The 26,485-nt window shown below is 58.5% G+C and carries 25 protein-coding genes and 1 tRNA gene; 13 read left to right on the forward strand and 13 right to left on the reverse strand.

Annotation, left to right across the window (positions count from 1 at the left end; translation table 11 throughout):
* Positions 1 to 163: 163 nt before the first annotated feature.
* Positions 164 to 781 (reverse strand): bifunctional phosphoserine phosphatase/homoserine phosphotransferase ThrH, encoded by a 618-nt coding sequence (gene thrH, locus K7431_RS20475; RefSeq protein ID WP_015885369.1) that lies wholly within the window; start codon positions 779 to 781, stop codon positions 164 to 166.
* 151 nt (positions 782 to 932) lie between these two features.
* Between thrH and K7431_RS20480 the strand changes: the two genes are divergently transcribed.
* The 3 genes from K7431_RS20480 to K7431_RS20490 all read left to right on the forward strand — a co-directional run bounded on the left by K7431_RS20480 (position 933) and on the right by K7431_RS20490 (position 4,346).
* On the forward strand, positions 933 to 1,667 hold the full coding sequence (locus K7431_RS20480; protein WP_015885370.1) for a phosphoadenylyl-sulfate reductase: 735 nt from the start codon (positions 933 to 935) through the stop codon (positions 1,665 to 1,667).
* A 408-nt stretch (positions 1,668 to 2,075) separates the two neighbouring features.
* On the forward strand, positions 2,076 to 3,605 hold the full coding sequence (locus tag K7431_RS20485; RefSeq protein ID WP_015885371.1) for an NCS1 family nucleobase:cation symporter-1: 1,530 nt from the start codon (positions 2,076 to 2,078) through the stop codon (positions 3,603 to 3,605).
* Positions 3,606 to 3,617: 12 nt separating this feature from the next.
* Entirely contained in the window at positions 3,618 to 4,346 is a 729-nt protein-coding gene (locus tag K7431_RS20490) for an aspartate/glutamate racemase family protein (RefSeq protein WP_015885372.1), read from the forward strand.
* A gap of 37 nt (positions 4,347 to 4,383) precedes the next feature.
* Here the strand turns inward: K7431_RS20490 and K7431_RS20495 are convergent, their stop codons facing one another.
* Positions 4,384 to 5,307, reverse strand: coding sequence for a LysR family transcriptional regulator (locus K7431_RS20495; RefSeq protein ID WP_015885373.1), 924 nt, complete (start codon positions 5,305 to 5,307; stop codon positions 4,384 to 4,386).
* A 125-nt stretch (positions 5,308 to 5,432) separates the two neighbouring features.
* Here K7431_RS20495 and K7431_RS20500 point away from each other — a divergent pair, with 125 nt between their 5' ends.
* The gene (locus tag K7431_RS20500; protein ID WP_015885374.1) at positions 5,433 to 6,179 is read left to right on the forward strand and encodes a 3-oxoacyl-ACP reductase family protein; all 747 of its coding nucleotides are present in this window, start codon (positions 5,433 to 5,435) and stop codon (positions 6,177 to 6,179) included.
* 72 nt (positions 6,180 to 6,251) lie between these two features.
* Here K7431_RS20500 and K7431_RS20505 read toward each other — a convergent pair whose 3' ends face one another.
* Positions 6,252 to 6,941, reverse strand: a complete 690-nt coding sequence (locus K7431_RS20505) for an HAD-IA family hydrolase (protein ID WP_015885375.1) — start codon at positions 6,939 to 6,941, stop codon at positions 6,252 to 6,254.
* 107 nt (positions 6,942 to 7,048) lie between these two features.
* Between K7431_RS20505 and K7431_RS20510 the strand changes: the two genes are divergently transcribed.
* Positions 7,049 to 7,414, forward strand: coding sequence for a DUF2784 domain-containing protein (locus K7431_RS20510; protein WP_043205755.1), 366 nt, complete (start codon positions 7,049 to 7,051; stop codon positions 7,412 to 7,414).
* 54 nt (positions 7,415 to 7,468) lie between these two features.
* Entirely contained in the window at positions 7,469 to 8,047 is a 579-nt protein-coding gene (locus K7431_RS20515) for a DUF4337 domain-containing protein (protein ID WP_015885377.1), read from the forward strand.
* Positions 8,048 to 8,130: 83 nt separating this feature from the next.
* Here K7431_RS20515 and K7431_RS20520 read toward each other — a convergent pair whose 3' ends face one another.
* Entirely contained in the window at positions 8,131 to 8,499 is a 369-nt protein-coding gene (locus K7431_RS20520; RefSeq protein WP_015885378.1) for a hypothetical protein, read from the reverse strand.
* A 235-nt stretch (positions 8,500 to 8,734) separates the two neighbouring features.
* On the opposite strand from K7431_RS20520, the gene K7431_RS20525 reads away from it, so the two are divergent.
* Entirely contained in the window at positions 8,735 to 9,775 is a 1,041-nt protein-coding gene (locus K7431_RS20525; RefSeq protein WP_015885379.1) for a DMT family transporter, read from the forward strand.
* 110 nt (positions 9,776 to 9,885) lie between these two features.
* Here the strand turns inward: K7431_RS20525 and choX are convergent, their stop codons facing one another.
* The 3 genes from choX to K7431_RS20540 all read right to left on the reverse strand — a co-directional run bounded on the left by choX (position 9,886) and on the right by K7431_RS20540 (position 12,830).
* Positions 9,886 to 10,821, reverse strand: coding sequence for a choline ABC transporter substrate-binding protein (gene choX, locus K7431_RS20530; protein ID WP_015885380.1), 936 nt, complete (start codon positions 10,819 to 10,821; stop codon positions 9,886 to 9,888).
* Positions 10,822 to 11,081: 260 nt separating this feature from the next.
* Positions 11,082 to 11,690 (reverse strand): HD domain-containing protein, encoded by a 609-nt coding sequence (locus K7431_RS20535; protein ID WP_043206319.1) that lies wholly within the window; start codon positions 11,688 to 11,690, stop codon positions 11,082 to 11,084.
* Between the two features lie 24 nt (positions 11,691 to 11,714).
* Positions 11,715 to 12,830 carry a TauD/TfdA family dioxygenase gene (locus K7431_RS20540; RefSeq protein ID WP_043205756.1) on the reverse strand — a complete coding sequence of 372 codons (1,116 nt, stop codon included), beginning with the start codon at positions 12,828 to 12,830 and terminating at the stop codon, positions 11,715 to 11,717.
* An 89-nt stretch (positions 12,831 to 12,919) separates the two neighbouring features.
* Here K7431_RS20540 and K7431_RS20545 point away from each other — a divergent pair, with 89 nt between their 5' ends.
* Together K7431_RS20545 and K7431_RS20550 are read left to right on the forward strand one after the other, a co-directional pair.
* On the forward strand, positions 12,920 to 13,825 hold the full coding sequence (locus tag K7431_RS20545) for a LysR substrate-binding domain-containing protein (protein WP_015885383.1): 906 nt from the start codon (positions 12,920 to 12,922) through the stop codon (positions 13,823 to 13,825).
* 332 nt (positions 13,826 to 14,157) lie between these two features.
* On the forward strand, positions 14,158 to 15,654 hold the full coding sequence (locus K7431_RS20550; protein ID WP_052308688.1) for a trypsin-like serine peptidase: 1,497 nt from the start codon (positions 14,158 to 14,160) through the stop codon (positions 15,652 to 15,654).
* Between the two features lie 136 nt (positions 15,655 to 15,790).
* Here the strand turns inward: K7431_RS20550 and K7431_RS20555 are convergent.
* A tRNA-Ser gene (locus K7431_RS20555) sits at positions 15,791 to 15,880 on the reverse strand.
* Positions 15,881 to 16,200: 320 nt separating this feature from the next.
* On the opposite strand from K7431_RS20555, the gene K7431_RS20560 reads away from it, so the two are divergent.
* The 3 genes from K7431_RS20560 to K7431_RS20570 all read left to right on the forward strand — a co-directional run bounded on the left by K7431_RS20560 (position 16,201) and on the right by K7431_RS20570 (position 18,940).
* Complete coding sequence (locus K7431_RS20560) at positions 16,201 to 16,893, forward strand: crotonase/enoyl-CoA hydratase family protein (protein ID WP_015885385.1); 693 nt, start codon at positions 16,201 to 16,203, stop codon at positions 16,891 to 16,893.
* A gap of 212 nt (positions 16,894 to 17,105) precedes the next feature.
* Complete coding sequence (locus tag K7431_RS20565; protein WP_015885386.1) at positions 17,106 to 17,828, forward strand: 1-acylglycerol-3-phosphate O-acyltransferase; 723 nt, start codon at positions 17,106 to 17,108, stop codon at positions 17,826 to 17,828.
* Positions 17,829 to 17,968: 140 nt separating this feature from the next.
* Positions 17,969 to 18,940: a magnesium and cobalt transport protein CorA gene (locus K7431_RS20570; protein ID WP_015885387.1), complete on the forward strand. Its 972-nt coding sequence runs from the start codon at positions 17,969 to 17,971 to the stop codon at positions 18,938 to 18,940.
* Here K7431_RS20570 and K7431_RS20575 read toward each other — a convergent pair.
* The 3 genes from K7431_RS20575 to K7431_RS20585 form a co-directional block, all read right to left on the reverse strand.
* Positions 18,937 to 19,662: an amidotransferase gene (locus K7431_RS20575; protein ID WP_015885388.1), complete on the reverse strand. Its 726-nt coding sequence runs from the start codon at positions 19,660 to 19,662 to the stop codon at positions 18,937 to 18,939. The genes K7431_RS20570 and K7431_RS20575 overlap by 4 nt on opposite strands.
* A gap of 84 nt (positions 19,663 to 19,746) precedes the next feature.
* Positions 19,747 to 21,894 carry a 3-hydroxyacyl-CoA dehydrogenase NAD-binding domain-containing protein gene (locus K7431_RS20580; RefSeq protein WP_015885389.1) on the reverse strand — a complete coding sequence of 716 codons (2,148 nt, stop codon included), beginning with the start codon at positions 21,892 to 21,894 and terminating at the stop codon, positions 19,747 to 19,749.
* 16 nt (positions 21,895 to 21,910) lie between these two features.
* Positions 21,911 to 23,116 (reverse strand): acetyl-CoA C-acetyltransferase, encoded by a 1,206-nt coding sequence (locus tag K7431_RS20585; protein ID WP_015885390.1) that lies wholly within the window; start codon positions 23,114 to 23,116, stop codon positions 21,911 to 21,913.
* A gap of 647 nt (positions 23,117 to 23,763) precedes the next feature.
* On the opposite strand from K7431_RS20585, the gene K7431_RS20590 reads away from it, so the two are divergent.
* Positions 23,764 to 24,570, forward strand: a complete 807-nt coding sequence (locus K7431_RS20590; protein ID WP_015885391.1) for a c-type cytochrome — start codon at positions 23,764 to 23,766, stop codon at positions 24,568 to 24,570.
* A 163-nt stretch (positions 24,571 to 24,733) separates the two neighbouring features.
* On the opposite strand, the gene K7431_RS20595 is transcribed toward K7431_RS20590, so the two are convergent.
* Together K7431_RS20595 and K7431_RS20600 are read right to left on the reverse strand one after the other, a co-directional pair.
* On the reverse strand, positions 24,734 to 25,537 hold the full coding sequence (locus K7431_RS20595; RefSeq protein ID WP_015885392.1) for a transglutaminase family protein: 804 nt from the start codon (positions 25,535 to 25,537) through the stop codon (positions 24,734 to 24,736).
* Entirely contained in the window at positions 25,534 to 26,484 is a 951-nt protein-coding gene (locus K7431_RS20600) for an alpha-E domain-containing protein (protein WP_015885393.1), read from the reverse strand. The genes K7431_RS20595 and K7431_RS20600 overlap by 4 nt, the downstream gene beginning before the upstream one ends.
* Position 26,485 lies beyond the last annotated feature (1 nt).

Genomic DNA, 26,485 nt, shown 5'->3' on the forward strand with positions numbered 1-26,485 from the left:
CAATGACCAGAGTGGAGAGGTGAGTGACAGCATGGGCTCCCACACGTGCTTTAAGCACTTCGGGCATTCAGCTTGTCACTCACCGCTCTCACCTTCAGTTTAAGTCTGGTTCAAGACACAAGCGGGCTTGCTCGCGAAGAGGCCATCAGCAACGCCGAATAACCTACAAGCTCAACGGCCGGTTCGACGCCTTGATAAATTCTTTCTTCAACGCCTCAAACGTATGCACCGCCGGAAACTGCGGGAATTCACGAATCACATTCTCCGGTGCATGGAACAGGATCCCCCGATCGGCTTCGCCCAGCATGGTGGTGTCGTTGTAGGAGTCGCCGGCGGCGATCACGCGGTAGTACAGCGTCTTGAAGGCCAGTACCGATTGACGCTTGGGGTCTTTCTGGCGCAACTGGTAGCTCACCACGCGGTCATTTTCGTCGGTGATGAGACGGTGGCAGAGCAAGGTCGGGAAGCCCAGCTGGCGCATCAGCGGCTGGGAGAATTCGTAGAAGGTGTCTGACAGGATCACCACCTGGAAGCGCTCGCGCAGCCAGTTGACGAACTCGATGGCGCCGTCCAGCGGCTTGAGGGTGGCGATCACTTCCTGGATGTCGGCGAGCTTGAGGCCGTGTTCATCGAGGATGCGCAGGCGTTGCTTCATCAATACGTCGTAGTCGGGAATGTCCCGGGTAGTAGCCCGCAGGGATTCAATACCGGTTTTTTCGGCGAAGGCGATCCAGATTTCCGGAACCAGCACCCCTTCCAGGTCGAGACAGGCAATTTCCACAAGACACTCCATTTTGATGTTGTTGATTGAGCGAGCAAAAGGACTGCCGAACTCTAGCGATTCAAGCTCGTCGCCGCAACGCAGAGCGTATTTTGATACCATCGCTTCCCTATAGAGCGCTCAGCGCCACTGACCTGTAGGAACCGTCCTGATGAACCAAACCTTCGACGTCGCTGAACTCGCCGCGACTTACGCCAACAAATCCGCCCAGGACATTCTCAAACTGGCGTTCAGCCAGTTCGGTGATGACCTGTGGATTTCCTTCAGCGGCGCCGAGGACGTGGTGCTGGTCGACATGGCCTGGAAGCTGAACAAGAACGTCAAGGTGTTCAGCCTCGACACCGGCCGCCTGCACCCGGAAACCTACCGGTTTATCGAGCAGGTGCGCGACTTCTACAAGATCGACATCGAGCTGATTTCGCCGGACCAGAGCAAGCTGGAACCCTTTGTCAAAGAGAAAGGCCTGTTCAGCTTCTACAAGGACGGCCATGGCGAATGCTGCGGCGTGCGCAAGATCGAGCCGCTGCGCCGTAAACTCGCAGGCGTGAATGCCTGGGCCACCGGCCAGCGTCGCGACCAGAGCCCCGGCACCCGCAGCCAGGTGGCAGCGCTTGAAATCGACACGGCCTTCTCCACGCCGGAACGTACCCTGTACAAATTCAACCCACTGGCGCAGATGACCAGTGAGGAAGTCTGGGGTTACATCCGCATGTTGGAGTTGCCGTACAACAGCCTGCATGAGCGCGGTTTTATCAGCATCGGCTGTGAGCCCTGCACCCGTCCGGTGTTGCCGAACCAGCATGAGCGTGAAGGCCGCTGGTGGTGGGAGGAAGCCACGCAGAAGGAATGCGGGCTGCACGCGGGGAATATCATCAGCAAGGCGTAAGCACTGGCGCGGCAAGAAAATGTGGGAGGGGGCTTGCCCCCTCCCACATCTTGTTTGTGTTTGCCACCAAAGATGTACACACAGATGTAACCATCGGTGCCATTTATGTGTGCAATCCACCTAAACCCGCACCGTTATGTAACACCTTCCCCCACGCATTTTTTGCGCTCATCAATGTTCCTTTTCGATAGAAAAATAAATAGCTGTTCAAGCGGTCAATTTATATCGCTTTCAATTCAGTAAGTTATTTTCACTGACTGCAAAAACGAAATGACCCGCAGTTTTCATAGATCGAAAACTGGCACGCATGTGGCTTAAGGTGAAATGCGCTTTGTATACAATAAATACAAAACCTACATACACTTTGCCATCCGCGGCCCGGCTGCCGATGTGCTGGAGCCTGCCGGAATGCGTACAAGCCTCTCAAACACTATCGCACTGGATCTGCCCTCCTCTTCCCTGAACCCCGAAGCCATGGTTCCCGGTCCGTTGGTACTGAGCCCGCGCCTGCACAACAAGGACCTGGCGCCGACCAAGGTCGAAGGCCGGCGATGGGGGCGTTACAGCATCTTCGCGCTGTGGACCAATGATGTGCACAACATCGCCAACTACTCGTTCGCCATCGGCTTGTATGCGTTGGGCCTGGGCGGCTGGCAGATCTTGCTGTCACTGGGGATCGGGGCGGCGCTGGTGTACTTCTTCATGAACCTGTCGGGCTACATGGGGCAGAAGACCGGCGTGCCGTTTCCGGTGATCAGCCGTATCAGCTTCGGCATCCATGGCGCGCAGATACCGGCGCTGATCCGCGCAGTGATTGCGATCGCCTGGTTCGGTATCCAGACCTACCTGGCTTCGGTGGTGTTGCGCGTGTTGCTGAGCGCCATTCACCCGGGCTTCGCCGATTACGACCACAACTCGATCCTGGGCTTATCAACCCTGGGCTGGGTGTGTTTTGTGGCGATCTGGTTTGTTCAATTGGTGATCCTGGCCTACGGCATGGAAATGGTGCGCCGCTATGAAGGCTTCGCCGGGCCGGTGATCCTGCTGACCGTGGCCGCGCTGGCCGGCTGGATGTACTTCCAGGCCGGCGGCCATATTGCCTGGTCGGTCCGCGAGCAGCTGACCGGTGGTGAGATGTGGCGCAATATCTTCGCCGGTGGCGCGCTGTGGCTGGCGATCTACGGCACGTTGATCCTCAACTTCTGCGACTTCGCGCGCTCCTCCCCGTGCCGCAAGACCATCAAAGTCGGCAATTTCTGGGGCCTGCCGGTGAATATCCTGGTGTTCGCCGCAATTACCGTGTTGCTGTGCGGTGGCCAATTCCAACTCAATGGCCGGGTGATCGAAAGCCCCACCGAAATCATCGCCGCCATCCCCAATACGTTCTTCCTTGTGCTGGGCTGCCTGGCCTTCCTGATTGTCACCGTGGCAGTGAACATCATGGCCAACTTCGTCGCGCCGGCCTTCGTGCTGAGCAACCTGGCGCCCAAGTACCTGAACTTCCGGCGTGCCGGGCTGATCAGCGCCACCGTGGCGGTGCTGATCCTGCCGTGGAATCTCTATAACAGCCCGCTGGTGATCGTGTATTTCCTCTCCGGCCTGGGCGCACTGCTGGGGCCGTTGTACGGGGTGATCATGGTCGATTACTGGCTGATCCGTAAAAGCCAGGTCGACGTACCGCAGCTGTATAGCGAAGACCCGAACGGCGTTTATTACTACAGCCGTGGCGTCAATCTGCGGGCGGTGGCGGCGTTCATTCCCGCAGCCGTGATCGCCATTCTCCTGGCCCTGCTGCCCGGTTTCGCCAGCGTCTCACCGTTTTCCTGGATGTTTGGCGCCGGTATTGCAGGGCTGCTGTACTTGCTGATTGCCAAGCGCCAGCCGTTCTACGCCGATGTCAGCGGCGAAAGCATTGCAGTCGATAACGTCAGTCATTAATAAGGACCTTCCATGCGCATCCTCGTGGTCAACGTCAACACCACCGACTCCATTACTGAAACCATCGCCCAGCAGGCACGGGCGGTGGCTGCGCCGGGCACCGAGATTGTCGGGCTCACGCCTTACTTCGGCGCGGAGTCAGTGGAGGGCAATTTTGAAAGCTACCTGGCGGCCATTGCGGTGATGGACCGGGTCATGGCTTACGACCAACCGTTCGACGCGGTGATCCAGGCCGGCTACGGTGAACATGGCCGCGAAGGCCTGCAGGAGTTGTTGAACGTGCCGGTGGTCGACATCACCGAAGCGGCCGCCAGCACGGCAATGTTCCTGGGGCACGCCTATTCGGTGGTGACCACCCTGGACCGCACCGTGCCACTGATCGAAGACCGCTTGAGATTGGCCGGCCTGTACCAACGCTGCGCCTCGGTGCGTGCCAGTGGGATGGCCGTGCTGGCGCTGGAACAAGACCCACTGGCCGCGATGGAAGCCATCGTGCGCCAGGCGGAACTGGCCATCAGCGAAGACAAGGCCGAGGTGATCTGCCTGGGCTGCGGCGGCATGGCCGGGCTGGATGAGCAGATTCGCCAGCGCACCGGCGTCCCGGTGGTGGACGGTGTAACCGCAGCGGTGACCATTGCCGAATCGTTGGTGCGGTTGGGGTTGTCGACGTCGAAGATCAGGACTTACGCGACGCCAAGGGCAAAGAAAGTGGTTGGCTGGCCGGGTAAGTTCGGTCGCTGAAGGTCAACTGTGGGAAGGGGCTGGCTCCCTCCCACATTTAGATCGCGCTGAACCTTTGGCCCAGCTTCGCTTCGGCAAACTGCTCGATGATGAAATCCACAAACGCCCGGGTCTTGCCGGGCAGCAGTTTGTGTTCGGCGTAATAAATGGAGATGTTGCCGTCGTCGACGTACCAGTCGGGCAACACCCGCACCACCGCGCCACTGTCGAGGAACGGCACCGCCATGGGCATGCTCACCAACGCGATGCCCAGACCCTGGGCGCTGGCACAGCAGGCGGCTTCGGAGTCACTCATGGTCATGCTCGGTTTGAGCACCAGCGGCCGGTGTTCACGCTCGATACTGGTCAATTGCCAGGAACGTATGCGGCCGGTTTGGGGAGAGCGAATCAGAATACCCGCGCACCGTGCCAGATCTTCGGGGGTCAGTACCGGCGCGCGCTGCACCAGGTAGTCCTTTGAGGCAACCAACACCCGATGCGCCGGCGTCAACTTACGCGCCACCACGCCCTGAGGCAGCTCGAAGCCACCGCCAATGGCCGCGTCAAAGCCCTGGCCGATCAGGTCGACCTGGCGGTTATCGAAATGCCAGTCCGGGCTGATATCCGGAAAGCGCTGCATGAACGCCCCCAACAGTGGCACCACATACCGATTACCGAACACCGTGCCCATGCTGACCTTGAGCGTACCCACCGGCCGCCCTTCGGCGCTGGCCAGGTTGGCGACGGCGTTCTGGATGGTGGTAAGGCTGCCGCTGACTTCGTCGAGAAACAGTTTGCCGGCTTCGGTAAGGGCCAGTCGTCGGGTGCTGCGCTGGAACAGGCGCACACCCAGGCGCGCTTCCAGCTTGGCGACACTTTTGCCGACGGCTGCCGGTGTGAGACTCAGGTGCCGGGCGGCCTCGGCAAAGCTGCCACCTTCGGCGCTGCGCACGAAGCATTCGATACTGCCAAAGCTTTCCATGTCACCCACTCTCAACTTTTGGTTTACACAGACTATAGCAATCACGGTCTACCGGTAGGCACTGCCCAGGTCGATACTCGGCTCCATCAGCAAGGCATCCCGCCTTGAACAGTTAGGAGATCGACATGACCACACAGAACCTCAGCGGCAAAGTCGCCTTGATTCAAGGCGGTTCGCGCGGCATCGGTGCCGCCATCGTCAAGCGCCTCGCAGCACAAGGCGCAGCGGTTGCCTTTACCTATGTGAGCTCCGCCGCCAAGGCCGACGCATTGCAGAACAGCGTGATCAGCGAAGGCGGCAAAGCCTTGGCGATTCAGGCCGACAGCGCTGATGCGGCCGCGATTCGCAATGCGGTCAACGCCACCGTTGAAGCCTTTGGACGCATCGATATCTTGGTCAACAACGCAGGGGTGCTGGCCATCGCCCCGCTGGAAGATTTCAAGCTGGAAGACTTTGACCAGACCTTGGCGATCAACGTACGCAGTGTGTTTATCGCGACCCAGGAAGCGGCCAAGCACATGGGTGAAGGTGGCCGCGTGATCAACATCGGCAGCACCAACGCCGAACGCATGCCGTTTGGCGGCGGCGGCCCGTATGCGATGAGCAAGGCAGCGCTGGTCGGGTTGACCAAGGGGTTGGCGCGGGATTTGGGGCCTCGCGGAATCACCATCAATAACGTGCAGCCTGGGCCGGTGGATACCGACATGAACCCGGCGAACAGTGATTTTGCCGAGAGCCTGATCGGGTTGATGGCCGTGGGTCGGTATGGACACGTGGAAGAGATTGCCAGCTTCGTGGCTTACCTGGCTGGGCCGGAAGCCGGTTACATCACCGGTGCAAGCCTGACCATTGATGGTGGCTTCAGCGCCTAGGCTTTCCGCAACACTGCAAAATCAAAGGTGGGAGGGGGCTTGCCCCCTCCCACCTTTTTGAGCGTGTTTTATTCAGGGGAAAGGTGGCAGGCCGTAAGCCGCCAAATCAAAATCCGCGAGCTTGCGGATGATCTGGTCAGCGTGCTGGTACTTGCTGTCGGCCATGGCCTCATCCGGCACGGCGATGGCGGTCATGTGGGCTGCTTTCGCGGCGGTGACCCCAAACGGGGAGTCTTCGAACACCAGGCAATCCTCGGGTGCAACGCCCAGGCGGCGGGCGGCGGTGAGGAAGATGTCCGGCGCAGGTTTGGCAGCACCGACTTCCGGGTCGTCGGCGGTGACGATGGTCCCGAACAGTCCAAACCATTCACGGTGCAACGTGGTCTTGTGGCCAAACGAATTGCGCGACGAACTGGTACCCACGGCGATCGGAATATTGTGCGCCTTCAAGTGCCGCACCAATGCTTCGGCGCCGGGCATGCCCAAGGCCTTGGGGAAGCGCTCGCTCATCAGTGGTTCACGGATCTCCAGGAACTCGGCCGGTGTAATCGGCAGATCCAGCGCCTTCACGACGTAGTCCGCCAGGTCCTGGGCGCCGCGCCCGATGATGTGCTGCTTGATACCCCAGTCATAGGTACGGCCGTAGCGTTCGGCGATGATCTGCGTGACTTCGGTGTAGATGCCTTCGGTATCCAGCAACAACCCGTCCATATCGAAAATCACGGCCTTGATCGGACCGACTGCGGTACGCGGTGCATTCATCGCAACAGAACCTTGGGGGGAGACTAAAAGGATTCAGCACAATAACGGCCACGCTTGCACGCAAGCAACCCTTTAGACTATGGACCTCCCCTTTTGAAGTGTGCGTAATGCTCTACCGTCTAGCTGCCGACAGCCTGGTGCTGTTTCACCTCACGTTCATCCTGTTTGTGCTGTTTGGAGGCCTGCTTGCCCTCAAGTGGCGGCCTGTCGTCTGGCTGCACCTGCCCGCTGTGGCCTGGGGGATTGCCGTTGAAGTGTTCCACCTGCCCTGCCCGCTCACTCGATGGGAAAACCTGTTTCGCCATCTTGCCGGGCAAGACGGCTATGGCGGCGGGTTTATCGAGCACTACCTCCTGACCCTGATCTACCCCGCAGGGCTGACCCCGCAGATCCAGTTGGGCTTGGGCGCATTGGTGCTGGCGATCAACATTCTGGTGTATGGGCGGTTGATCCGGCGTTACGGACAGGCTTGAGACAGCTTCACTGGTGAAGAATCAGAGTCCCTCAGTCCCTTCACAGACGCCCCCATGTCCGAAGCCTTCGAAGTCCCCAGCCCCCACGAAAAACACATCGAACACACCACCGAACATGCACACGGCCGTGGCGACAATTTCGCCAGCCGCATCGCCGTGATGACCGCCCTGATGGCCACCCTCGGCGCGATGCTCAGCTACCAGGCCGGCTCTACCGAAAGCGAGGCGGCGATGGACAAAAACAACGCCGCCATCATCAAGACCGAAGCCGCCAACCAGTGGAATTACTACCAGGCCAAATCCAGCCGGCAGAATCTTGCGGAACTGGCCACCCATATTCCCGGTGTGGACGCGGCGCATTACAAGGATGAGATCGAGCGTTACAAGAGCCAGAAGGAAGACGTGCGCAAGCAGGCCGAAAAACTTGAAGCCACGTCGAAGGAATGGGATGAGAAGTCGGAGCAGGCGTTGCACCAGCATCATCGCTGGGCCCAGGCGATGACGGCGATCCAGATCGCAATTTCATTGGCGGCGATTACGTTGTTGACCCGGCGGGAATGGTTGAAGCGGATGTCGTATGCGGCGGCGGGTGTGGCGGTGGTGTTGGGTAGTTTGGCCTGGCTGCATATCTGACCCCATCAGTTACGGGCAACCGATGTACCCGTGGCGAGGGAGCAAGCCCCCTCGCCACAGTCTATGCAGGGTGTGGCATCGAATCAGGCCTGATCCACCGCACGGCTGTGGTGGAAGTACAGATAAGCCAGCCCAATAGGCGCAATGAAAACCGCCATGGTCCAGCAGATCGCCATGGTGAACACCTTGACGGTCAGCATCAGAATCGCGTTCACGAAGAACACGTTGTTGCCAAAAATGTAATCCATGATGCTTTCGTAAACGAAACGCGCGTAGGGGTAGAGCACGCTGTTGACGACGCAATAGGCCAACGCGCCGAGTGTGAACACACCGGTTTTCGAATGGGTCAGCGCGGTGTAGATCAGTACGGGGAAAATCAGCCCGAACAGAAAATTGCGAATGTAGTACTGGGCAGAAAGCCCGCCGAATGTCTTGCGAAGTACCGGGTGCATTTAGATCCCTCTGAATGGCGTATTGGAAAGGCGGCGACCTTAGCAAGTCCTGGAATTCACCACCAGCGTTTATGAGCCCTTTGCCATTACTTTCCATTCTGGGATTGCGGGTATTGGAGTGGCTATACCGCCAAGATTTCGGGTGATGTGATCAAGCTGAAAACCGCGCAGTAAATCCCACGGGATTTAACCTGAGCAAGCGACGTATCATGGGCTGAACACTCGAGGACGGCCCATGAACCTTAGCATTCTGTATGCCCTCGCGGCCGCCGCCCTGTTCGGCGCCAGCATCCCGCTCGCCAAAAGTTTCGGGCTGGGTCTCTCGCCCGTACTGCTCGCCGGCCTGCTCTATCTGGGCAGCGGCATCGGTCTCGCCGGCGTGCGCCTTATCCGCGATCGCGGCTGGAAACCCACCGGTCTGACCCCATCCGAATGGCCCTGGCTGATCGGCGCCATCACCTTTGGCGGCATCCTCGGGCCCGTGGCCTTGATGTTCGGCCTGACCCTCACCGCCGGCGCAACCGCCTCGCTGATGCTTAACCTTGAATCGGTGTTGACCGCCGTTATCGCCTGGGTGGTGTTTAGAGAAAACGCAGACCGCCGCCTAATCCTCGGGATGATCGCGATAGTCATGGGCGGTTTAGTGTTGTCATGGTCCGACGGCGGCGGCGCCACCCACGACTGGACCGGCCCGTTTGCAGTGGCCGTGGCATGCTTGTGCTGGGGGATTGATAACAACCTGACGCGCAAGGTTTCAGCGTCGGACGCGTTGTTTATCGCAGGGGCCAAAGGGCTGATTGCCGGGGTGGTGAATTGCAGCCTGGCGCTTTATCTAGGCGCGCAGATACCGGCTGTGGCGCAGTTGGCGCCTATCTTGTTGGTGGGGTTTCTGGGGTATGGCATCAGCCTGGTCATGTTTGTGCTGGCGCTGCGTGGGCTGGGCAGTGCGCGCACCGGTGCCTACTTCTCCACGGCGCCGTTCCTGGGCGCCGTAGTAGCCCTGCTGGCGTTCGGGGAGTCGGTGACCGTCGCGTTCTGGATTGCGTCGGCGCTGATGGCCGTGGGGGTTTGGCTGCACCTGACGGAGCGGCATGCCCATGAACATCTGCATGAGGCGACGGAGCACGGGCACCGACATGTGCATGATGAACACCATCAGCATGAGCATCACTTTGAATGGGATCCGGCGGAGCCGCATAGTCATGTGCATGTGCATAGCGCGATGAGGCATAGCCATGCGCATTTTCCGGATGTGCATCATCGGCATAGGCATTGAGGGCGACAGAGAGTCGCCCGTATTGGCAACTGGATACATATGGCTCCCTCAGCGAGCCTCCAACTGCGGATTTTCGATAAAAAAAGCCGCTTCACTGAAGCGGCTTTTCTTTACTTGGAGATGTTTGCTAATACTGCTGCTTTCGCGTCTTTACCGTCGACGGTAGTCACACCAGCCAGCCAGCTATCCAGAGTCTCAGGATGAGCGGCCAGCCATTTTTTTGCTGCACTCAAAGCGGGCTCCTTTTTGTCGAGGGCGTTCATGATGCTGCTCTCCATGTCGACCGTGAATTTCAGATTGCTGTACAACTTGCCAACGTTACCGCAGCGCTCGGCATAGCCTTTGGATGTGATGGTTTTGACCGTTGCTGCGCCGAAATCGGGACCGAAGGAATCATCACCACCCGTTAGATACACGATGTCCATGTTCACGTTCATTGGGTGAGGCGCCCACGCCAGGAACACAATGGGCTTCTTGCGTTGAATCGAGCGACCTACCTCTTGGATCATGCCTGCTTCACCAGACTCGACCAGTTTGAAATCCTTCAAACCATACGAGTTGTCCTTGATGATCTTCTGCACCAACGTGTTTCCGCCGCTACCAGGCTGGATGCCGTAAATGCGGCCTCCGAGCTGAACTTTAAATTTCTCGATGTCCTTGAAATCCTTCAACCCCTCATCGGCCAGAAATTTTGGAACTGCGAGTGTGTATTTTGCACCTGTGAGGTTAGGGGCCGGGAGAACGGACAAAGCGTCCTTTAGGGGGGTAATCAGAGGATCCTGAGATGGCGACCAGTAGTTAATGAACGTATCCAGCTTGCCATCGCTAAGAGACTTCAGAACGATTGGAAGTGAAAGCATGCTGTCGTCAAATTTATAGCCCAGGCCTTCGGCAACCACCTGAGTCAATGCGTTTGTCGATATACCATCGAGCCATCCCACGTTCGCCGTCTTGATGACTTGGCAACTGCTGGGTTCTTGAGCTATAACCAACACGCTTTGAGATGCCAAGGTTAATGCGATCACGGTTTTGTAAAACTTGTTCATCCGACTCCCCTCTAGAGTTGTACTAACTCTGTTTGACGTATCTGGATGGCAGACTCAAATTTGCACGTGGCTGACGCTTATGAATTGCGCCTTTCCCGCTTCGATTATCGGCCAATCGCCAGTACGGCATAACCGCGTTTCTATTATGAGGAGCATGCGGTTTTCTTATGGATCAGTAGGGAGGGGGTCCACCTGGATATGCACTTAATAGCGGCAGCACGCTGCCGCTATTACGCAAATTTGAACCGTAAGTAAAATGCCTAGGCCACAGGTTGGTCGAGCGCGCTGCGGCCCATAGTCTGGTCACCAACGTACTTTTGATCGAATGCTGGCCGAGTGAAAATCCTCCGGAGCATAGGCTCGAAGTGCTCCAAAGGGCGAGTCGGGTAATCGGGGTCAAAGGACGATTGGTCCCATTCCTCACAGAAGCGCACACAGCTCTCGTAGTAAGGGTGATCCTTGTACAGATCCCGCTCATTCCGATCACCGCCGAAGAAGTGAACGTAGTAGTAGTTCTGGAAAAGGCCGTGATAATTGATGACCCAGGTCACCTCTGGACGAACATAAGGGCGAAGGATGGATGCTGCATACTGGGAGTGGTTGTAGGGGGCGAGCTCGTCGCCTAGGTCATGGATCAGCGCTGCAACCACCATTTCCTCATCTGCACCAGCGTCCTCAGCTCTACATGCGGTCTGAAGCGAATGAGCGAGCCTGCTCACCTTATAACCGCTTAGAGAGTGTTCCAGATCCCGCAGGCATTTGAGGAGCCGGTCAGGAAGCTCCTTTGCGAAATCAGTTTCCAGCTGGGTCAGCATTTCATATTCGGCTTTGGTGCCGTCTTTCATCTGGGTAAAAGCTACGGTTTCCATCATCAGTCCTCAGGCTTTCGAATCTTATTGAGCTTTCAAGCTTCTTTTCATGGCTTTGTAGATGCCTTTGGGGCCATCCATATCCATGTAGCAACCTTGCAGATGACGGCGACCTTCATTGGTATCAAAGCTCGTCCGGCCATGGAGGACACGTGTGTTATTGAACATTTGCAGCTCGCCCTTCTCCAGCTTGAAACGTCGCTCAAATGCCGGATCCACAAAGAGCTCGCCCATGCGACGACGTGCACGGTGGAATACGGCCATGTCGTGTTCATTCAGCAACGGTAGATAGTCGAGGCGTGGGCTATAGCTGACACCTGTCATTCGGCCCAGCGCGTCGGTCATGATGATTGGCCGCCGCTCAATCAGCTCAACGTCGTTATCGACGTGGCGGTAACGCACAGGCACGTTGGCCAGCAGTTCGAAGCCTTCGGGATCTTCCAATTTAAGCTGCTCTGCGACCGCGAGACTGTCAACGAGTGTAGAGAGCCCCCCCGATGTTTCGTTGATCAGGCAGTGCAAAAGCTGGATGCCAGGCATCGGATCGCGATAAGGGTTATCGGTATGAGGATCGAGGTGAATTGAGCGATAAGCCAGGTCATTGGAGTTCGGCCGGGAGTACACCTCGAAGTACTTGCCGAAATTGGTTTCGCGCACCTGGCCAAAGATTCTGCCTACATCCAGAACTGACTCGGCTTCGGTAGGCACGTTCTGGATAACGACAACCCCATAGGTCAAAAACTTGCTGAATGCCTCCAATCGATAATCGAAGTCGGTCAGTCGGTTGAAGTCGATGTAGATGAGTTGGGTGTCAATGTTGCTCTTCCAACTGATGGGCGTTGGCAGGCCATCCAACGGATCGAAGTCGGCACGAAACTCCGTGAGGTCATACAGCCCCGCATAACCATCACTGAATGACAGCCATGCCTGATCTACGCCTTTGGCTTCTGCTTCAACCAGAGTGATGCCGTCAGGAAGGTTATGCGGGTTAAACAGTCTTTGCTGAGTAGTGACATCAAGACTGACAGCGTCCTGGCAGCGCTCCCGCAACCACAGAGGCGCTAGCACAATGGTTTCCCCTGGCAACTGTGCGATCACGGATGCCGGTTGTTGCTTGATTTCAAAAGTGACCTGTACCATGAGAACCTCCAAATAGGTGGTCTCAGTATCCTTACGTGCTCAGGGGATAAACACCCGCAATCCCCTTATTAGAGGTATGCATAAACGTTATGGAGCCGAGCGAACAGGACCTCCCGCCACTTAAATCTTTGGTCGCCTTTGAGGCCACAATCCGCTTGGGTTCGATGACGGCCGCAGCTGTTGAATTGGGCACTACTCAACCGGCGATTTCTCAGCGGATTCGCACCTTGGAGGAGTCGCTTGGGTGTGTACTCTTCGAACGTAACGGTAAGCTGTTGCGACCCACCTATGAGGGTCAGCAGATTTATTCAGGCCTAGCATCCCCGGTGAGTGAAATTAAGGCCGCGGTCAAGCGCATGCGTCGCCATTTCAACAAGCAGAAACCTACCCTCTCGATCGCTGCGAATTTTGGATTCTGCTATTTCTGGCTTATGCCAAAATTGCCTGCGCTCCAGGGCCAGTTCCCCCAGATCCAATTCAAGATTCGCCCAGTAAACCTTGACGATGATCCAATGCTTCAAGATGCCGATATCGCCATTCAGTTTGGATCCCTCGACGGTGACTTCCGATTTGAAAAGCTACTGATCCCCGAGACGGTATTCCCAGTATGCAGTCCAGACCTGGCTGAAAAACTGGGGCTAATGGAAGGTACGAAAATAAGCAGTATCGAGGATCTACCGCTGCTTCATAAGGACAGCGATGACTCCCGATGGCTGGATTGGCATCACTGGTGCCTGCACGCGAAGATCACTCCGCCAGAGGAAGCGCCAGTTTTTTGCTTCAATAACTATCCGTTGCTGCTGACCGCTGCGCAGGAGGGTCAAGGTATCGCCTTGGGCTGGGCTGGGCTGATCGAAGAGCAGATCAAGGCGGGCAAATTGATCGCTCTCGGGCCTTCAGTAGACCGGCCTCACCGGGGTTACATTGTGAGATCGAACTATCACGAGACACTTCTGGTGAGGGATGTCCTTCAGTGGCTGATTGCGGCAAGCTGACCTAGAAGCCTGCGCCGTTGAATGTCCGCCAAATCCGTTTCCGCTGCTGAAAATCGTGCTGGCGAGGTATTAGATTAACTCGATGCCGATCCCGCCAGGGACCAGACTCGTCTATCTGGCGAGCATTCTCGCCTAAATGGGTGTCCGGTTTCATTGGACCACTACAATTGCCTAGGACTACTGGTCAGAGAGGCGTTCGTATGGCTCAAGCGCCAAACCCTACACGTGCTGACCGAGAGCTCGAGCGCGTTAATCAATAGCCATGTATGTCTCCTGCCTTGGCCTGATTGGATAGTTTCAGCCAATCAATGACTTCCTTACCGAGGCTCCTCATGTCACTTACTCGCACCGCTCGCATTTTCCTGTATTTCCTGTTGCTCAGCACTGTCTGGCCCAGCCACGCCAGAGACCTGGCCGAGGGACTTACCGAACAGTCACCTTCCGCGGCGCTTGAAAATAAAGACCACCGTTACCCGCAATGGACCGGCATCGGCTCACTGAAAAACGCCTTAGGCCAGACCTGCAATGCCGTTCTGCTCGACACTCGTGATCACCGGGGCAAGGCCGTCGGCCCGGCTTATGTGCTGACCAGCGGGCACTGCGTGTTCTTCAGCTACGGTACAGCGCGCCTGCGTCAGGCGATCACCGCCGATGTCACCTTCAATTACTTTCATGACACGCCCGAACGGCATGTCACCTACGCCGTCAAGACAGCACACTGGAGCAGCATGGCGGGTACCGATTTGGCCGTGCTCGAACTGGATACGTCACTGGCCGTGCTGGTGACCAACGCAATCATGCCACTCAAGCTGGCATCTCAGCGTCAGGCGACAGATCGAGAAGTGATCAACGTGGGAGCGCCGACCGGTTTTCTGAAAAAGGGACTACGCATGAGTGCCTGCGTGGAGTCGACCATCAACAATTTTGCCGAACATCCCGGCGTGTTCCCCAGCGCCTTGCGCAACCGCTGCAATGGTCTGCGCCCAGGCAGCTCCGGCAGCCCAATGCTGGACCGGAACACCAATGAAATCACCAGCATCATCAGCAAGGTCGCGTCTGCCATTCAGAGGGACATTCTCAACAGCTGCCAGAACAACTCGGCGTGCGAAGCCGCGAAATTCAACTACAGCTATCCCGCCAACGACTTGTACTACTGCTTTGTAGACGGTGTTTTCCGTAACGACACCCTGAACTGCCAGCTCAAGGCCGTTGAAATCACGCTGGACGAGCCGTGGAACCTGAAACCCTATGTGCATTTACAACGTGACGCCGCCGACCAAGTTATCCGTCCGACGTGGAACCTGAGGTTCTCGATCCAGGAACCGTTCTACCGATTCAAGGCCGTGAATGACATCAGCGATTGCGCACGCACGCATGGCTACCAGATCGCTGTCGCCTCTGACGAGGCCTACATCAACCTGCCCATCGGCCCAGTGCTGGGGTCGCATGTGCTGTGCATACTCGGCGTGCAAAAGGCCGAGCAACCGCTGACCGTAGCGCTGCTGCGCAATGTATTCACCCATTCGGTATTCCTGACCAACCCAGCCCCGGCACCGCAGCTCAAACACCGCTACCACATCACCTGGGAAAACCAGCACAGCAGTTTCAGCCGGCATTACTACTACAGCGTGAACTCGGCGATCAGCACCCCCTGCGGCGATATTGACGACGAACGCTACACCCTGTCCCTGGACGGCATTTTCCTCGAAATGGCAGAGCTGCCGATCACGTTATGCAGCTATGCACGCAACAACACCGGGCAACCATCGGCCATTCGCACAGACGTGATCGAAGGCGCAACGGTTCGCTCGCAGCGTCATGCCAGGTGAGGCAGCACGCTATTTTCAGCTACTTTTGATGACTCGAGTCCTGTCACGAACGGGGGGACGGACGGGGGTACGCTGCGAAATCGCGGGCAAAAAAAATCCCGCAGAGTGGTTAACTCGCGGGATTTTTTCAAGAATGTGGCGGTGAAGGAGAGATTCGAACTCTCGATACAATTTCTTGTATACACACTTTCCAGGCGTGCTCCTTAAGCCACTCGGACACTTCACCGTATCTCGTCAAACCAGTTCAGTCTGTCGAGGCGCGCTAATGTAGTCGAAAGCCTTTCTGATGGCAAAGGTTTTTTTCAGAATATTCATGCGGTTAGCAGGTTGTGCCGCTCAATGCCCGGCAAGGGGCGGTGATTGTGCCATTCTCAGGCATGGGCGGTGTGTGTCTGGGACGGCGATTGCGCCCTGCCCCCGGCATTTGGGCGCCCTGCGCAGGGGAAAACCCTGACTGGCCAGTCAGTCACAGCGCTTTACCGGGGCGGGCGTGGTGGGTAACGTCTGCTGCATACTTCTATAACAAGTCCTACAAGGAACCGCGTCATGAGTGAGTTGATTGCCTACCACCTCGAAGACGGTATCGCGACCCTGACCTTGAGCAACGGCAAGGTGAATGCCATTTCTCCGGCGGTGGTCAGTGCGTTTAATGAAGCGCTGGACCAGGCCGAGAAGGACCGGGCGGTGGTGGTGATCACCGGCACGCCGGGAATTCTGTCGGGTGGTTATGATTTGAAGGTGATGACCGCCGGCCCTAAAGAGGCGATCGGCCTGGTGACGTCGGGTTCGACGTTGGCGCGTCGTTTGTTGTCGCACCCGTTCCCGGTGATTGTGGCGTGCCCTGGGCATGCGGTGGCCAAGGGCGCCTTTTTGCTGCTGTCGGCGGATTATCGGATTGGGGTGGAAGGCCCGTTCAGCATTGGCCTGAACGAGGTGGCGATCGGCATGACCATGCACCACGCCGGTATCGAGTTGGCGCGGGATCGTCTGCGTAAGTCAGCCTTCCACCGCTCGGTGATCAATGCCGAGATGTTTGACCCGCAGGGCGCGTTGCAAGCGGGCTTCCTCGACAAGGTGGTGGCACCGGAGGAGTTGCATGCCGCCGCGCTGGAAGCCGCGCGTCAGTTGAAGAAGCTCAATATGAACGCCCACAAACACACCAAGTTGAAGGTGCGTAAAGAACTGTTGGAAGCCTTGGATGACGCCATTATTCAGGACCAGGGGCATATTCTGAGTTAAGCCCTACGCCTGATACGTCAAAGCCCGGCCTAGAGTCGGGCTTTTTCTTACACACACTTTCGCAACACCTTCAGCCCCTCTAGCGTGCCCGTGTCAGCAGATGTTGAAACATGCTCTTAAACATCGCCTATCTCCTACCTCTACCGGGGTAATTGCCGAATACAGTGCACAACCGTACACTGCGCCACCTTTTGTCCCGATGGACCGTGTCGATGTTTTTTCTGTTGCGTATGTTGTTGATGGGCCTGCACTTTATGCTCGCTGGCGTGCTGGGTGTGCTGGTCGGCTTGTGCCGGCCGTTCAACCCGGACAACAGCCGCTTGTGTGCTCGCCTCTACGCGCTGCCGGCCATGTGGATCCTGCGGCTGAAGGTAAAGGCCGATGTGGACTCGCTGCGCAACAAGCCTGGCACCTGCGTGATCATCGCCAACCATCAGTCCAACTACGATCTGTTTGTGTTCGGCAACGTGGTGCCCCACCGCACGGTGTGTATCGCCAAGAAAAGCCTGAAATGGGTGCCGCTGTTCGGCCAGTTGTTCTGGCTGGCGGGCAATGTGCTGATCGACCGGGGCAATGCGCACAAGGCACGCCGCGCGATGCTCACCACCACCCGTACCTTGCAGCACGAAGACACGTCGATCTGGGTGTTTCCGGAAGGCACGCGCAACCTGGGCAAAGGTTTGCTGCCGTTCAAGAAGGGCGCGTTCCATATGGCGATTGCGGCCGGGGTGCCCATCGTGCAGGTGTGCGTCAGCAATTACGTCACGCACATGCAACTCAATCGCTGGAACAGTGGTGATGTGATCATACGTTCGTTGCCGCCAATTCCTACAATTGGCCTGACTTCGGATGACATCCCGGCGTTGATGCAGGCTTGCCATGCGCAGATGGCGGCGTGTATTGAGGCGATGGATCGCGAAGTGCGGGCTGGTTGAAGACTGCCAGGGGGCGCTTCGCACCCCAGCGCGAGCAAGCTCGCTCACTACAAAAGCTTGCAGAAACGACGGCTACGACGGAACGCCATTCAGGCTAAGCTGCCCAACACGTGTCCTCCCAATAAGAAGTGATCAGCACCATGGGTAGAGTTGTTGCGGCCGCCGTCTACAGCGCCGGTAAGAAAGTCACTGATATCACCCTTGATGAAGGCGCGGCCTGGGCCGCCAAACCCGGCCACTTTGTGTGGATCGGCCTGGAAGAACCCGACGCGCAGGAACTGGCCAACCTGCAACGTCAGTTCAACCTGCATGAACTGGCCATCGAAGACGCCCTGGAAAAACACAGCCGCCCCAAGCTGGAAACCTTTGGCGACGCGCTGTTTATCGTCACCTATTCACCGGTGCGCGAGAACGGCAAGCTGGAGTTTATCGAGACCCATATCTTTGCCGGCAACGGCTACATCATCACCGCACGCAACGGTCATTCCGCGTCCTACGGCTTTGTGCGCCAGCGCTGTGAGGCGCGGCCGCTGTTGCTGGAGCATGGGGAAGATTTCGTACTCTATGCGCTGCTGGATTTCGTCACCGAAAACTACCAACCGGTGAGCGAAGCGATCCATGCCGAGATCGATGAGCTGGAGCGCAATGTGCTGTGCAGTTCGCTGAGTGAACGCGACATCCAGAAGATCCATGGCCTGCGCCGCGATGTGCTGCGACTCAAGCGCTATGTGGCGCCGATGGTGGAGATCAGCCAGGAGCTGCAGAAACTCAACTTCCCGTTTATCGACAAGAACATGCGCCCGTATTTCCGCGATGTGCAGATCCACGTGACGCGGCAGATGGAAGACCTCACCACCCTGCGCGATATTGCCAGCCAGACCATCGAAATCGGCGTGTTACTCGAGGCTTCACGCCAGAGCGTGGTGCAGCGCAAGTTCGCCGCGTGGGCGGCGATCCTGGCGTTCCCCACCGCGGTGGCGGGGATTTATGGGATGAACTTCCAGAACATGCCCGAGCTGCAATGGCACTATGGCTATTTTGCGGTGCTCGGGTTGATTGCGACCGGTTGCACCGGCTTGTGGGCGAGTTTCAAGCGTTCGGGCTGGCTTTAAACCTGAGCCTCGGGTTTATGCGCCACAAAGCGCATCATCCATTCCGCCACGGTTGCACCGTGGTGGTCACGCTCCAGGCTGGCGACGCCGTTGGTGTAGACCTTTTCGCCCAAGGTTGTCTGAAGAATCTCCAGCAACTCGCGGGAATAGTCGTGGATAAATTCCGGGTGGCCCTGGAAGCACAGCACCTGATCGCCGATGTGATACGCCGCGAACGGGCAAAAAGCGCTCGACGCAATGACCGTGGCATTTTCCGGCAGTGTGGTGACCTGGTCCTGATGGCTGATCAATAGCGTCAGCTCTTCCACTTCCGGGCTCATCCACGGCGCCTTGGCATCGAGCTTGTAGTCGTGGATGCCAATGCCCCAACCCTGGCTCGCGCGTTCAGCCTTGCCGCCCAACAGCAGCGCCAGCAATTGGTGACCGAAGCAGATACCGAGCAGCTTGTCGCCGCGCTCGTAACGTTCGAGCAGATAGGTCTTGAGGGTCTGGATCCACGGGTCAGTGCCGAAGGAATCGGCCTTGCTGCCGGTCACCAGGTACGCGTCGAACACTTCGTCGTCGGACGGGTATTCACCGTTCACCACGTTATAGACGACAAACTCGGCGGGGATCGGCTGCTTGGAGAACAGGCGCTTGAACATCTGCCCGTACCCTTGGTATTGATCGATCAAGCCTGGACGCAGGATATCGGTTTCCAGGATACAGACGCGTAGCGACATAAAAAATACCTGACACGGTGATGGGAATATTGCACACCCCAGAGCCTGCCTTGAAATACCCCTTCAAGGCAAGCCCCCGCTCGATCACCGGAACACTTCACCGCGTGCCGCTTTATCTAACAACAATGTCGGCGGTGCGAACCGTTCGCCATATTGCTCGGCCAGGTAACGAGCGCGGGCGACAAAGTCGTTCAACCCATATTGGTTGATGAACTGCAGAGCGCCGCCGCTCCAGGCCGCGAAACCGATGCCGAAAATAGACCCCACGTTCGCGTCTGCCGTGGACATCAACACCCCCTCCTCCACACAGCGCACGGTCTCGATGGCCTGGATAAACAGCAGGCGGTCGCGCACATCCTGTGGCGAGATGCGTTGGTCGGGCCGTTCAAAGCGGCTTTTCAACTCTGGCCACAGGTACTTTTGCCCACCGCTGGGGTATTCATAGAAACCGCCCCCCGCCGCCTTGCCTACGCGCTTGTATTCGTTGACCAACAGATCGATCACTGCCGTCGCCGGGTGTGTCGGCACGGCCTTGCCTTCTGCCTGCAGATCCTTGGACGTCTGCTGTCGGATATGGCTCATCAGGCTGAGGGAGACTTCATCCGACACCGCCAACGGCCCCACCGGCATGCCGGCCTTGCGGGCTTCGGTCTCGATCATCGGCGCGGCCACGCCTTCGCCGAGCATGGCGATGCCTTCATTGGTGAAGGTGCCGAACACCCGCGAGGTGAAGAAGCCACGACTGTCGTTGACCACGATCGGAGTTTTCTTGATTTGCAGTACGAAATCGAACCCTCGCGCCAGGGTTTCGTCGCTGGTGTGGGTACCCTTGATGATTTCCACCAAGGGCATCTTGTCCACCGGGCTGAAGAAGTGCAGGCCGATGAACTTGGCCTGATCCGGCACCGCCGTGGCCAAACCGCTGATCGGCAAGGTGGACGTGTTGGAGGCGATCACGGCCTCGGCGCCGACCACGCTTTGCGCAGCAGCCGAGACCTTGGCCTTGAGTTCGCGGTCTTCGAACACCGCCTCGATGATCAGGTCGCAACCCGCCAAGTCTGCATCGGAGGCCGTAGGATGAATACGCGCCAAGGTGGCTTCACGCTGTTGCGCCGTCAACTGACCACGGCTGACCTTCTTGTCCAGCAACGCCACCGAATGTGCCTTGCCCTTCTCGGCGGCGGCCAGGTTGACGTCCTTGAGTACCACGTCGATGCCTGCGCTGGCGCTGACGTAAGCGATCCCCGCCCCCATCATCCCCGCACCCAGCACGCCGACTTTACGTGTGACATAGGGTGCAAACCCTTGCGGCCGTGAACGGCCGGCGTTGATCTCGTTGAGCTGGAACCAGAAAGTGCCGATCATGTTTTTCGCCACCTGCCCGGTCACCAACTCGGTGAAATAACGGGTTTCGATCAGGTGTGCGGTGTCGAAGTCCACTTGGGCGCCTTCGACGGCAGCGCAGAGGATTTTCTCCGGGGCGGGGAAACAGCCCTGGGTTTTACTGCGCAAAATCGATGGCGCGATCGCCAGCATCTGGGCAACTTTCGGGCTCGACGGCGTACCGCCGGGGATCTGGTAGGCTTTGTTGTCCCACGGCTGTTTGGCGTCCGGATTGGCCAGGATCCAGGCGCGTGACTTGGCCAGCAACGCTTCGCGGTCCGCCGCCAGCTCATTGACCAGACCGGCTTGCAGTGCCTGTTGCGGCCGCACTTTCTTGCCTTCGAGCAAATACGGCAAGGCCTTTTCCAGCCCCAGCGAACGCACCATGCGCACCACCCCACCGCCACCCGGCAGCAGGCCCAGGGTGACTTCCGGCAGGCCAAGCTGCACTGATTTGTCGTCCAGCGCGACACGGTAATGGCAGGCCAGGCAAATCTCCCAGCCGCCTCCCAGCGCCGCGCCATTGATGGCGGCCACCACGGGCTTGCCGAGGGTTTCCAGGCGCCGCAGTTGTGCCTTCAACACCAACACGCTGTCGTAAAATGCCGTGGCGTGAGCCGTGTCGACCTTGATCAGTTCATTCAGGTCGCCACCCGCAAAAAATGTCTTCTTGGCCGAGGTGATGACCACCCCGGCAAGGCCGTCTTTTTCCGCCTCCAGGCGTTCGATCGTGGCCGCCATGGCCTCGCGGTACACGCTGTTCATGGTGTTGGCGCTCTGGCCGGGCATGTCGAGGGTCAGCACGACGATACCGTCCTGGCCTTTTTCGTAACGAATGGCTTGGGTCATGACAGATTCCTTGGGCTCAGAGGCGTTCGATAATGGTGGCGATGCCCATGCCACCGCCGACACACAAGGTGGCCAGGCCGTAGCGCTGCTGGCGCACTTCCAGTTCGTCGAGCAGGGTGCCGAGGATCGCGCAGCCGGTGGCGCCCAGCGGATGGCCCATGGCGATAGAGCCGCCATTCACGTTGACCCGTGCCGCGTCGATGCGCATGTCCTTGATGAACTTGAGCACCACCGAGGCAAACGCTTCGTTGACCTCGAACAGGTCGATGTCTTCAACGCGCAACCCAGCCTTGGCCAGGGCCTTGCGCGTGGCAGGCGCGGGGCCGGTGAGCATGATGGTCGGGTCAGTGCTGGTGACCGCCGTGGCGACAATACGCGCCCGGGGCTGCAGGCCAAGTTCGCGGCCCTTGGCCTCGGAGCCGATCAACATCAACGCGGCGCCATCGACGATGCCGGAGCTGTTGCCCGGCGTGTGTACGTGGTTGATGCGCTCCACATGGCTGTAGACCCGCAGCGCAGTGGCATCGAAGCCCATCTGCCCGATCATTTCGAAGCTGGGCTTGAGCTTGCCAAGGCCTTCGAGGGTGGAGTCGCCGCGAATAAACTCATCATGGTCGAGCAGCACAATGCCGTTCTGGTCCCGCACCGCAATCAGCGACGTGTTGAAGGAACCGTCTGCACGTGCCCTGGCCGCTTTCTGTTGTGAATGCAGGGCAAAGGCGTCGACGTCCTCGCGGGTGAACCCTTCGAGGGTAGCGATCAGGTCCGCGCCGATGCCCTGTGGGGTGAAGTGGCTGTGCAGATTGGTCTGCGGGTCGAGCACCCAGGCGCCTCCGTCACTGCCCATGGGCACGCGGGACATGGACTCGACGCCACCGACCACCACGAGGTCTTCGAAGCCGGAGCGCACCTTCATCGCGCCCAGGTTGACCGCTTCCAGGCCTGACGCGCAGAAGCGGTTGATCTGGACGCCTGCGACGCTGATGTCCCAGTCGGCCACCAGGGCGGCGGTCTTGGCGATGTCGGCACCCTGGTCGCCCACCGGGGTCACGCACCCGAGCACGATGTCGTCCACTTGTTGGGTGTCGAGGTCGCTGCGTCGGGCCAGGGCGGTGAGCAAACCGGCTACCAGGTTAACCGGCTTGACGCTGTGCAAGGCGCCGTCCGACTTGCCTTTGCCACGGGGCGTACGTATCGCATCAAAGATCAAAGCTTGGGTCATGACGTCCTCGAACCGCTGTGCAGGTGTGCCTCTACCTTAGGCCCGATTGACACGGTTTCAATGACGGATGCGCTCATTGGTTTTGACCCACTCGCTCGGACGAACGGTAGCCTCCTAAGGTAATTACCTGATTAATCGTTTTAGCTGTCTAGCCAAGGCATTGGCGCCAAGATGGCGTTATGCCTCATGCCTTTTTAAGCTGAAATGCTGATTAGCTGATATGAAATGGGTCTAAGCCAAGAAGAACGAGGGCTCTAAGGTTGAATCAGTAAGAAGTTGCTGCCGGGTTTTGCTGGAGCAGCTGTAAGAAAAGTGACACGTCATCTCGCCATACTGAAATAAAACCGGCACGTATTTGACGCTCAGGAATAACAACAAAAGGCAGTCAGCCATGTTTAAACATTCGAAAGTACGTCAGGCGGGACTCATTCTGTTCGCCACCACACTGATTTTGATCTTGCCCAACTTAACCAAGGTTATTGGGTGACCCCTCCACGGCCCCATTCCGTGCAATCACAGCACAGGGTTTGCAGTTTTTGGCAGCGCCTGCCGGGACATTGCGCATAGCGGTCCTGCAGGGGCTGTCTTTTTACGCGCCGATTTCCGGTATCGTGAGCCCAATCGCCACGTTGATTCGAGCCTGCATCTTGAAAGCCATCCTTGCCCTCCTCGCCTTGCTGATCGGCCTTCCCGCTTCAGCCGCGCAATTGACCGTCGAACTCGACCACACCCGCAAGACCTGGCAGACCGCCGACCTGCTCAAGCACCCGCAAGCGCAAACGGTGCAGATCGTTGATGACGTGTCCTACAAGCGCACCATGACCTATCGTGCAGTGCCGCTGGCGGTGCTCCTACCGGGTTTGAAACCTGAGAGCCACCTGCAAGCCGTTGCCCTCGATGGATTCGCCGCCGAACTCACGGCTGCGCCGCTGCTGGAAAACCACGGTGCACGCGCCTGGCTCGCGGTGGAGGACCCCGCCCAGCCATGGCCCGCACTGGCGGATGGCAAACCGAGTGCCGGGCCGTTCTACCTGGTGTGGACCGACCCACAAGCCGGGTCTATCAGCCCGGAGCAGTGGCCGTTCCAGATCTCCGGGATAAAGCAGTTGAAGACCGTGGCGGAGCGTTTTCCGGCGTTGTTGCCCGACCCGACGCTGGCGGCCAATGACCCGATCAACCAGGGCTTTGCGCTGTTCCAGAAAAACTGCCTGGCCTGTCACCGCCTCAATGGCGCCGGTGATGCACAGGTGGGGCCGGACCTGAATGTCCCTTATAACCCCACCGAGTATTTTGGCGGTGATTTCCTCAAGCGCTATATCCGTGACCCGCAGAGCCTGCGGCATTGGCCACAGGCGAAGATGCCGGCATTCGCCGCCAGCGTGTTGCCGGACAATGAGCTGGATTTATTGGTTGAGTATCTAAAGCACATGGCCGCGCGTAAACAGCCCTTGTAGTGAGCGGGCTTGCCCCGCGCTGGGCTGCGAAGCAGCTCTGATCTAGGCGCCTCGGCAATACCTGATGCACCGCATTCTGCTTGATCAGGGCCGCTTCGCAGCCCAGCGCGGGGCAAGCCCGCTCACTACAAGCCACAAAACCTCTGGCAGACCCGCGATCACGCTATTGCTGCTGGACGGAAATCACCGGCGTCGGCGCCACGAACACCTTCGCGTGCATCTGCTCATGACCGCCGCCGCGACGCATGCCGCGCACAGGGCAGGCATCCAGGTAATCCAACCCTACCGCCAGTTTCAAATGCCGCTCCGGGCGGGCCAGCTGGTTGGTCACGTCAAAGCTGTACCAAGCGTCATCCAGCCAAGCTTCGGCCCAGGCATGGCTGGCCAGGTGCGTGCTGTCCTCGGAATACAAATACCCCGACACATACCGCGCAGGGATCCCCAGGCTGCGTGCGCAGGCCAAAAACGCGTGGGTGTGGTCCTGGCACACGCCTGCACGGCCGGCGAAGGCCTGGGCGGCGCAGGTGTCAACTTCGGTCGCGCCCGGCGTGTAGACCATCGCTTGGTTAAGTGCATGCATCAGGTCGATCAACGCCGTGCGATCGCGACGTTGATGGCAATGCTGGTCGGCAAAGCCGCGCAGCGCTTCATCGGGCTCGGTCAGGCGGGTGCAGCGCAGGAACGGGAATGCCGATTGGCTCTCGTGTTCGGCCTCGCGCAGTTCGTCGATGTCCACTTGGCCACGCGCACCGATGATGATGGCGTCGTGGGGCTCATCCAGGGTCAGCACGTGCAGGATGTTGCCGAACGGGTCCACTTGGGCACGCACCGGACGCGGGAGGTCGAGTTGCCAACTGAGCACATGCTGGCGCTCGCTGTCATGGGGCGTCAGGCGCAGGTACTGGATGCTGGCGCGCACTTGGTCTTCGTAGTGGTAAGTGGTTTCGTGGCTGATGGAGAGTCTCATGCGGCCTCCAGGTAGGAACTGTAGATGGCGTCGCCCAATTGGCGGACCAAGGGGATAAAGTCGGTCAGCCAGGCGTGCAGGCCTTCCTCAAGGATTTCATCAATGGCGGTAAAGCGCAGGCGCGCATCCATCTCGGCGGCCAGGCGCTGGGCCGGGCGGCCGTTGATGCCGGGCAGGCTGGCCAGGATCTGGTCAATCTCTTCGCTGCAGGCACGCAGTGAGCGCGGCACATCGGCGCGCAGCAGCAGCAACTCAGCGACTTGCCGGGCGCCGGGCGCATCGCGATAAATCTCAGTGTAGGCCTCGAACGACGACAAGGCCCGCAGCAAGGCACTCCATTGATAGTAGGCATGCGCAGTGCCATCGGTGACGGCTTCGGCCTGGTCACCGGCCATTTCATAGCGTGCGTCCAGCAAGCGCAGCGTGTTGTCGGCGCGTTCGATAAACGTGCCGAGGCGAATAAAGCGGAAGGCATCGTTGCGCATGATGGTGCCGTAGGTAGCGCCCCGGAACAGATGGGAACGCTCCTTGACCCACTCACAGAACCGACTCATGCCATAACGGCTCAGGCCCTGCTGGGCGATATCACGAATATCCAACCAGGTAGCGTTGATGTTTTCCCACATGTCGGCGGTAATTCGCCCACGCACCGCATGGGCGCTGGCCCGCGCGGCGCCAAGACAACTGTAGATACTGGCCGGGTTGGCCGCATCCAGAGCAAAGAAGTGCAGCAGGCGTTCAGCGTGCAATTCACCGTGACGTGCGTGGTAATCCTCCAGGGTGCCGGTGATCAACAGCGGCATGGCCAGTTCATGCAGGCCATCACCGCGCCCATCCTGGGGCATCAGCGACAGCGAATAGCTGACGTCGAGCATGCGCGCGAGGTTCTCCGCGCGTTCAAGGTAGCGCGACATCCAGTACAAATCCGAGGCAGTTCTACTCAACATG

The sequence above is a fragment of the Pseudomonas fluorescens group sp. genome, assembly GCF_020093335.1.
GTDB classification, from domain to species: Bacteria; Pseudomonadota; Gammaproteobacteria; order Pseudomonadales; family Pseudomonadaceae; genus Aquipseudomonas; species Aquipseudomonas petroselini.

Excerpts from the sequence above, each read along its gene's own strand:
- K7431_RS20480 (WP_015885370.1), top strand. The coding sequence starts at position 933 with ATGAACCAAACCTTCGACGTCGCTGAACTCGCCGCGACTTACGCCAAC.
- K7431_RS20485 (WP_015885371.1), top strand. The coding sequence starts at position 2,076 with ATGCGTACAAGCCTCTCAAACACTATCGCACTGGATCTGCCCTCCTCT.
- K7431_RS20490 (WP_015885372.1), top strand. The coding sequence starts at position 3,618 with ATGCGCATCCTCGTGGTCAACGTCAACACCACCGACTCCATTACTGAA.
- K7431_RS20495 (WP_015885373.1), bottom strand. The coding sequence starts at position 5,307 with ATGGAAAGCTTTGGCAGTATCGAATGCTTCGTGCGCAGCGCCGAAGGT.
- K7431_RS20500 (WP_015885374.1), top strand. The coding sequence starts at position 5,433 with ATGACCACACAGAACCTCAGCGGCAAAGTCGCCTTGATTCAAGGCGGT.
- K7431_RS20505 (WP_015885375.1), bottom strand. The coding sequence starts at position 6,941 with ATGAATGCACCGCGTACCGCAGTCGGTCCGATCAAGGCCGTGATTTTC.
- K7431_RS20510 (WP_043205755.1), top strand. The coding sequence starts at position 7,049 with ATGCTCTACCGTCTAGCTGCCGACAGCCTGGTGCTGTTTCACCTCACG.
- K7431_RS20515 (WP_015885377.1), top strand. The coding sequence starts at position 7,469 with ATGTCCGAAGCCTTCGAAGTCCCCAGCCCCCACGAAAAACACATCGAA.
- K7431_RS20520 (WP_015885378.1), bottom strand. The coding sequence starts at position 8,499 with ATGCACCCGGTACTTCGCAAGACATTCGGCGGGCTTTCTGCCCAGTAC.
- K7431_RS20525 (WP_015885379.1), top strand. The coding sequence starts at position 8,735 with ATGAACCTTAGCATTCTGTATGCCCTCGCGGCCGCCGCCCTGTTCGGC.
- choX (WP_015885380.1), bottom strand. The coding sequence starts at position 10,821 with ATGAACAAGTTTTACAAAACCGTGATCGCATTAACCTTGGCATCTCAA.
- K7431_RS20535 (WP_043206319.1), bottom strand. The coding sequence starts at position 11,690 with ATGGAAACCGTAGCTTTTACCCAGATGAAAGACGGCACCAAAGCCGAA.
- K7431_RS20540 (WP_043205756.1), bottom strand. The coding sequence starts at position 12,830 with ATGGTACAGGTCACTTTTGAAATCAAGCAACAACCGGCATCCGTGATC.
- K7431_RS20545 (WP_015885383.1), top strand. The coding sequence starts at position 12,920 with ATGGAGCCGAGCGAACAGGACCTCCCGCCACTTAAATCTTTGGTCGCC.
- K7431_RS20550 (WP_052308688.1), top strand. The coding sequence starts at position 14,158 with ATGTCACTTACTCGCACCGCTCGCATTTTCCTGTATTTCCTGTTGCTC.
- K7431_RS20560 (WP_015885385.1), top strand. The coding sequence starts at position 16,201 with ATGAGTGAGTTGATTGCCTACCACCTCGAAGACGGTATCGCGACCCTG.
- K7431_RS20565 (WP_015885386.1), top strand. The coding sequence starts at position 17,106 with ATGTTTTTTCTGTTGCGTATGTTGTTGATGGGCCTGCACTTTATGCTC.
- K7431_RS20570 (WP_015885387.1), top strand. The coding sequence starts at position 17,969 with ATGGGTAGAGTTGTTGCGGCCGCCGTCTACAGCGCCGGTAAGAAAGTC.
- K7431_RS20575 (WP_015885388.1), bottom strand. The coding sequence starts at position 19,662 with ATGTCGCTACGCGTCTGTATCCTGGAAACCGATATCCTGCGTCCAGGC.
- K7431_RS20580 (WP_015885389.1), bottom strand. The coding sequence starts at position 21,894 with ATGACCCAAGCCATTCGTTACGAAAAAGGCCAGGACGGTATCGTCGTG.
- K7431_RS20585 (WP_015885390.1), bottom strand. The coding sequence starts at position 23,116 with ATGACCCAAGCTTTGATCTTTGATGCGATACGTACGCCCCGTGGCAAA.
- K7431_RS20595 (WP_015885392.1), bottom strand. The coding sequence starts at position 25,537 with ATGAGACTCTCCATCAGCCACGAAACCACTTACCACTACGAAGACCAA.
- K7431_RS20600 (WP_015885393.1), bottom strand. The coding sequence starts at position 26,484 with ATGTTGAGTAGAACTGCCTCGGATTTGTACTGGATGTCGCGCTACCTT.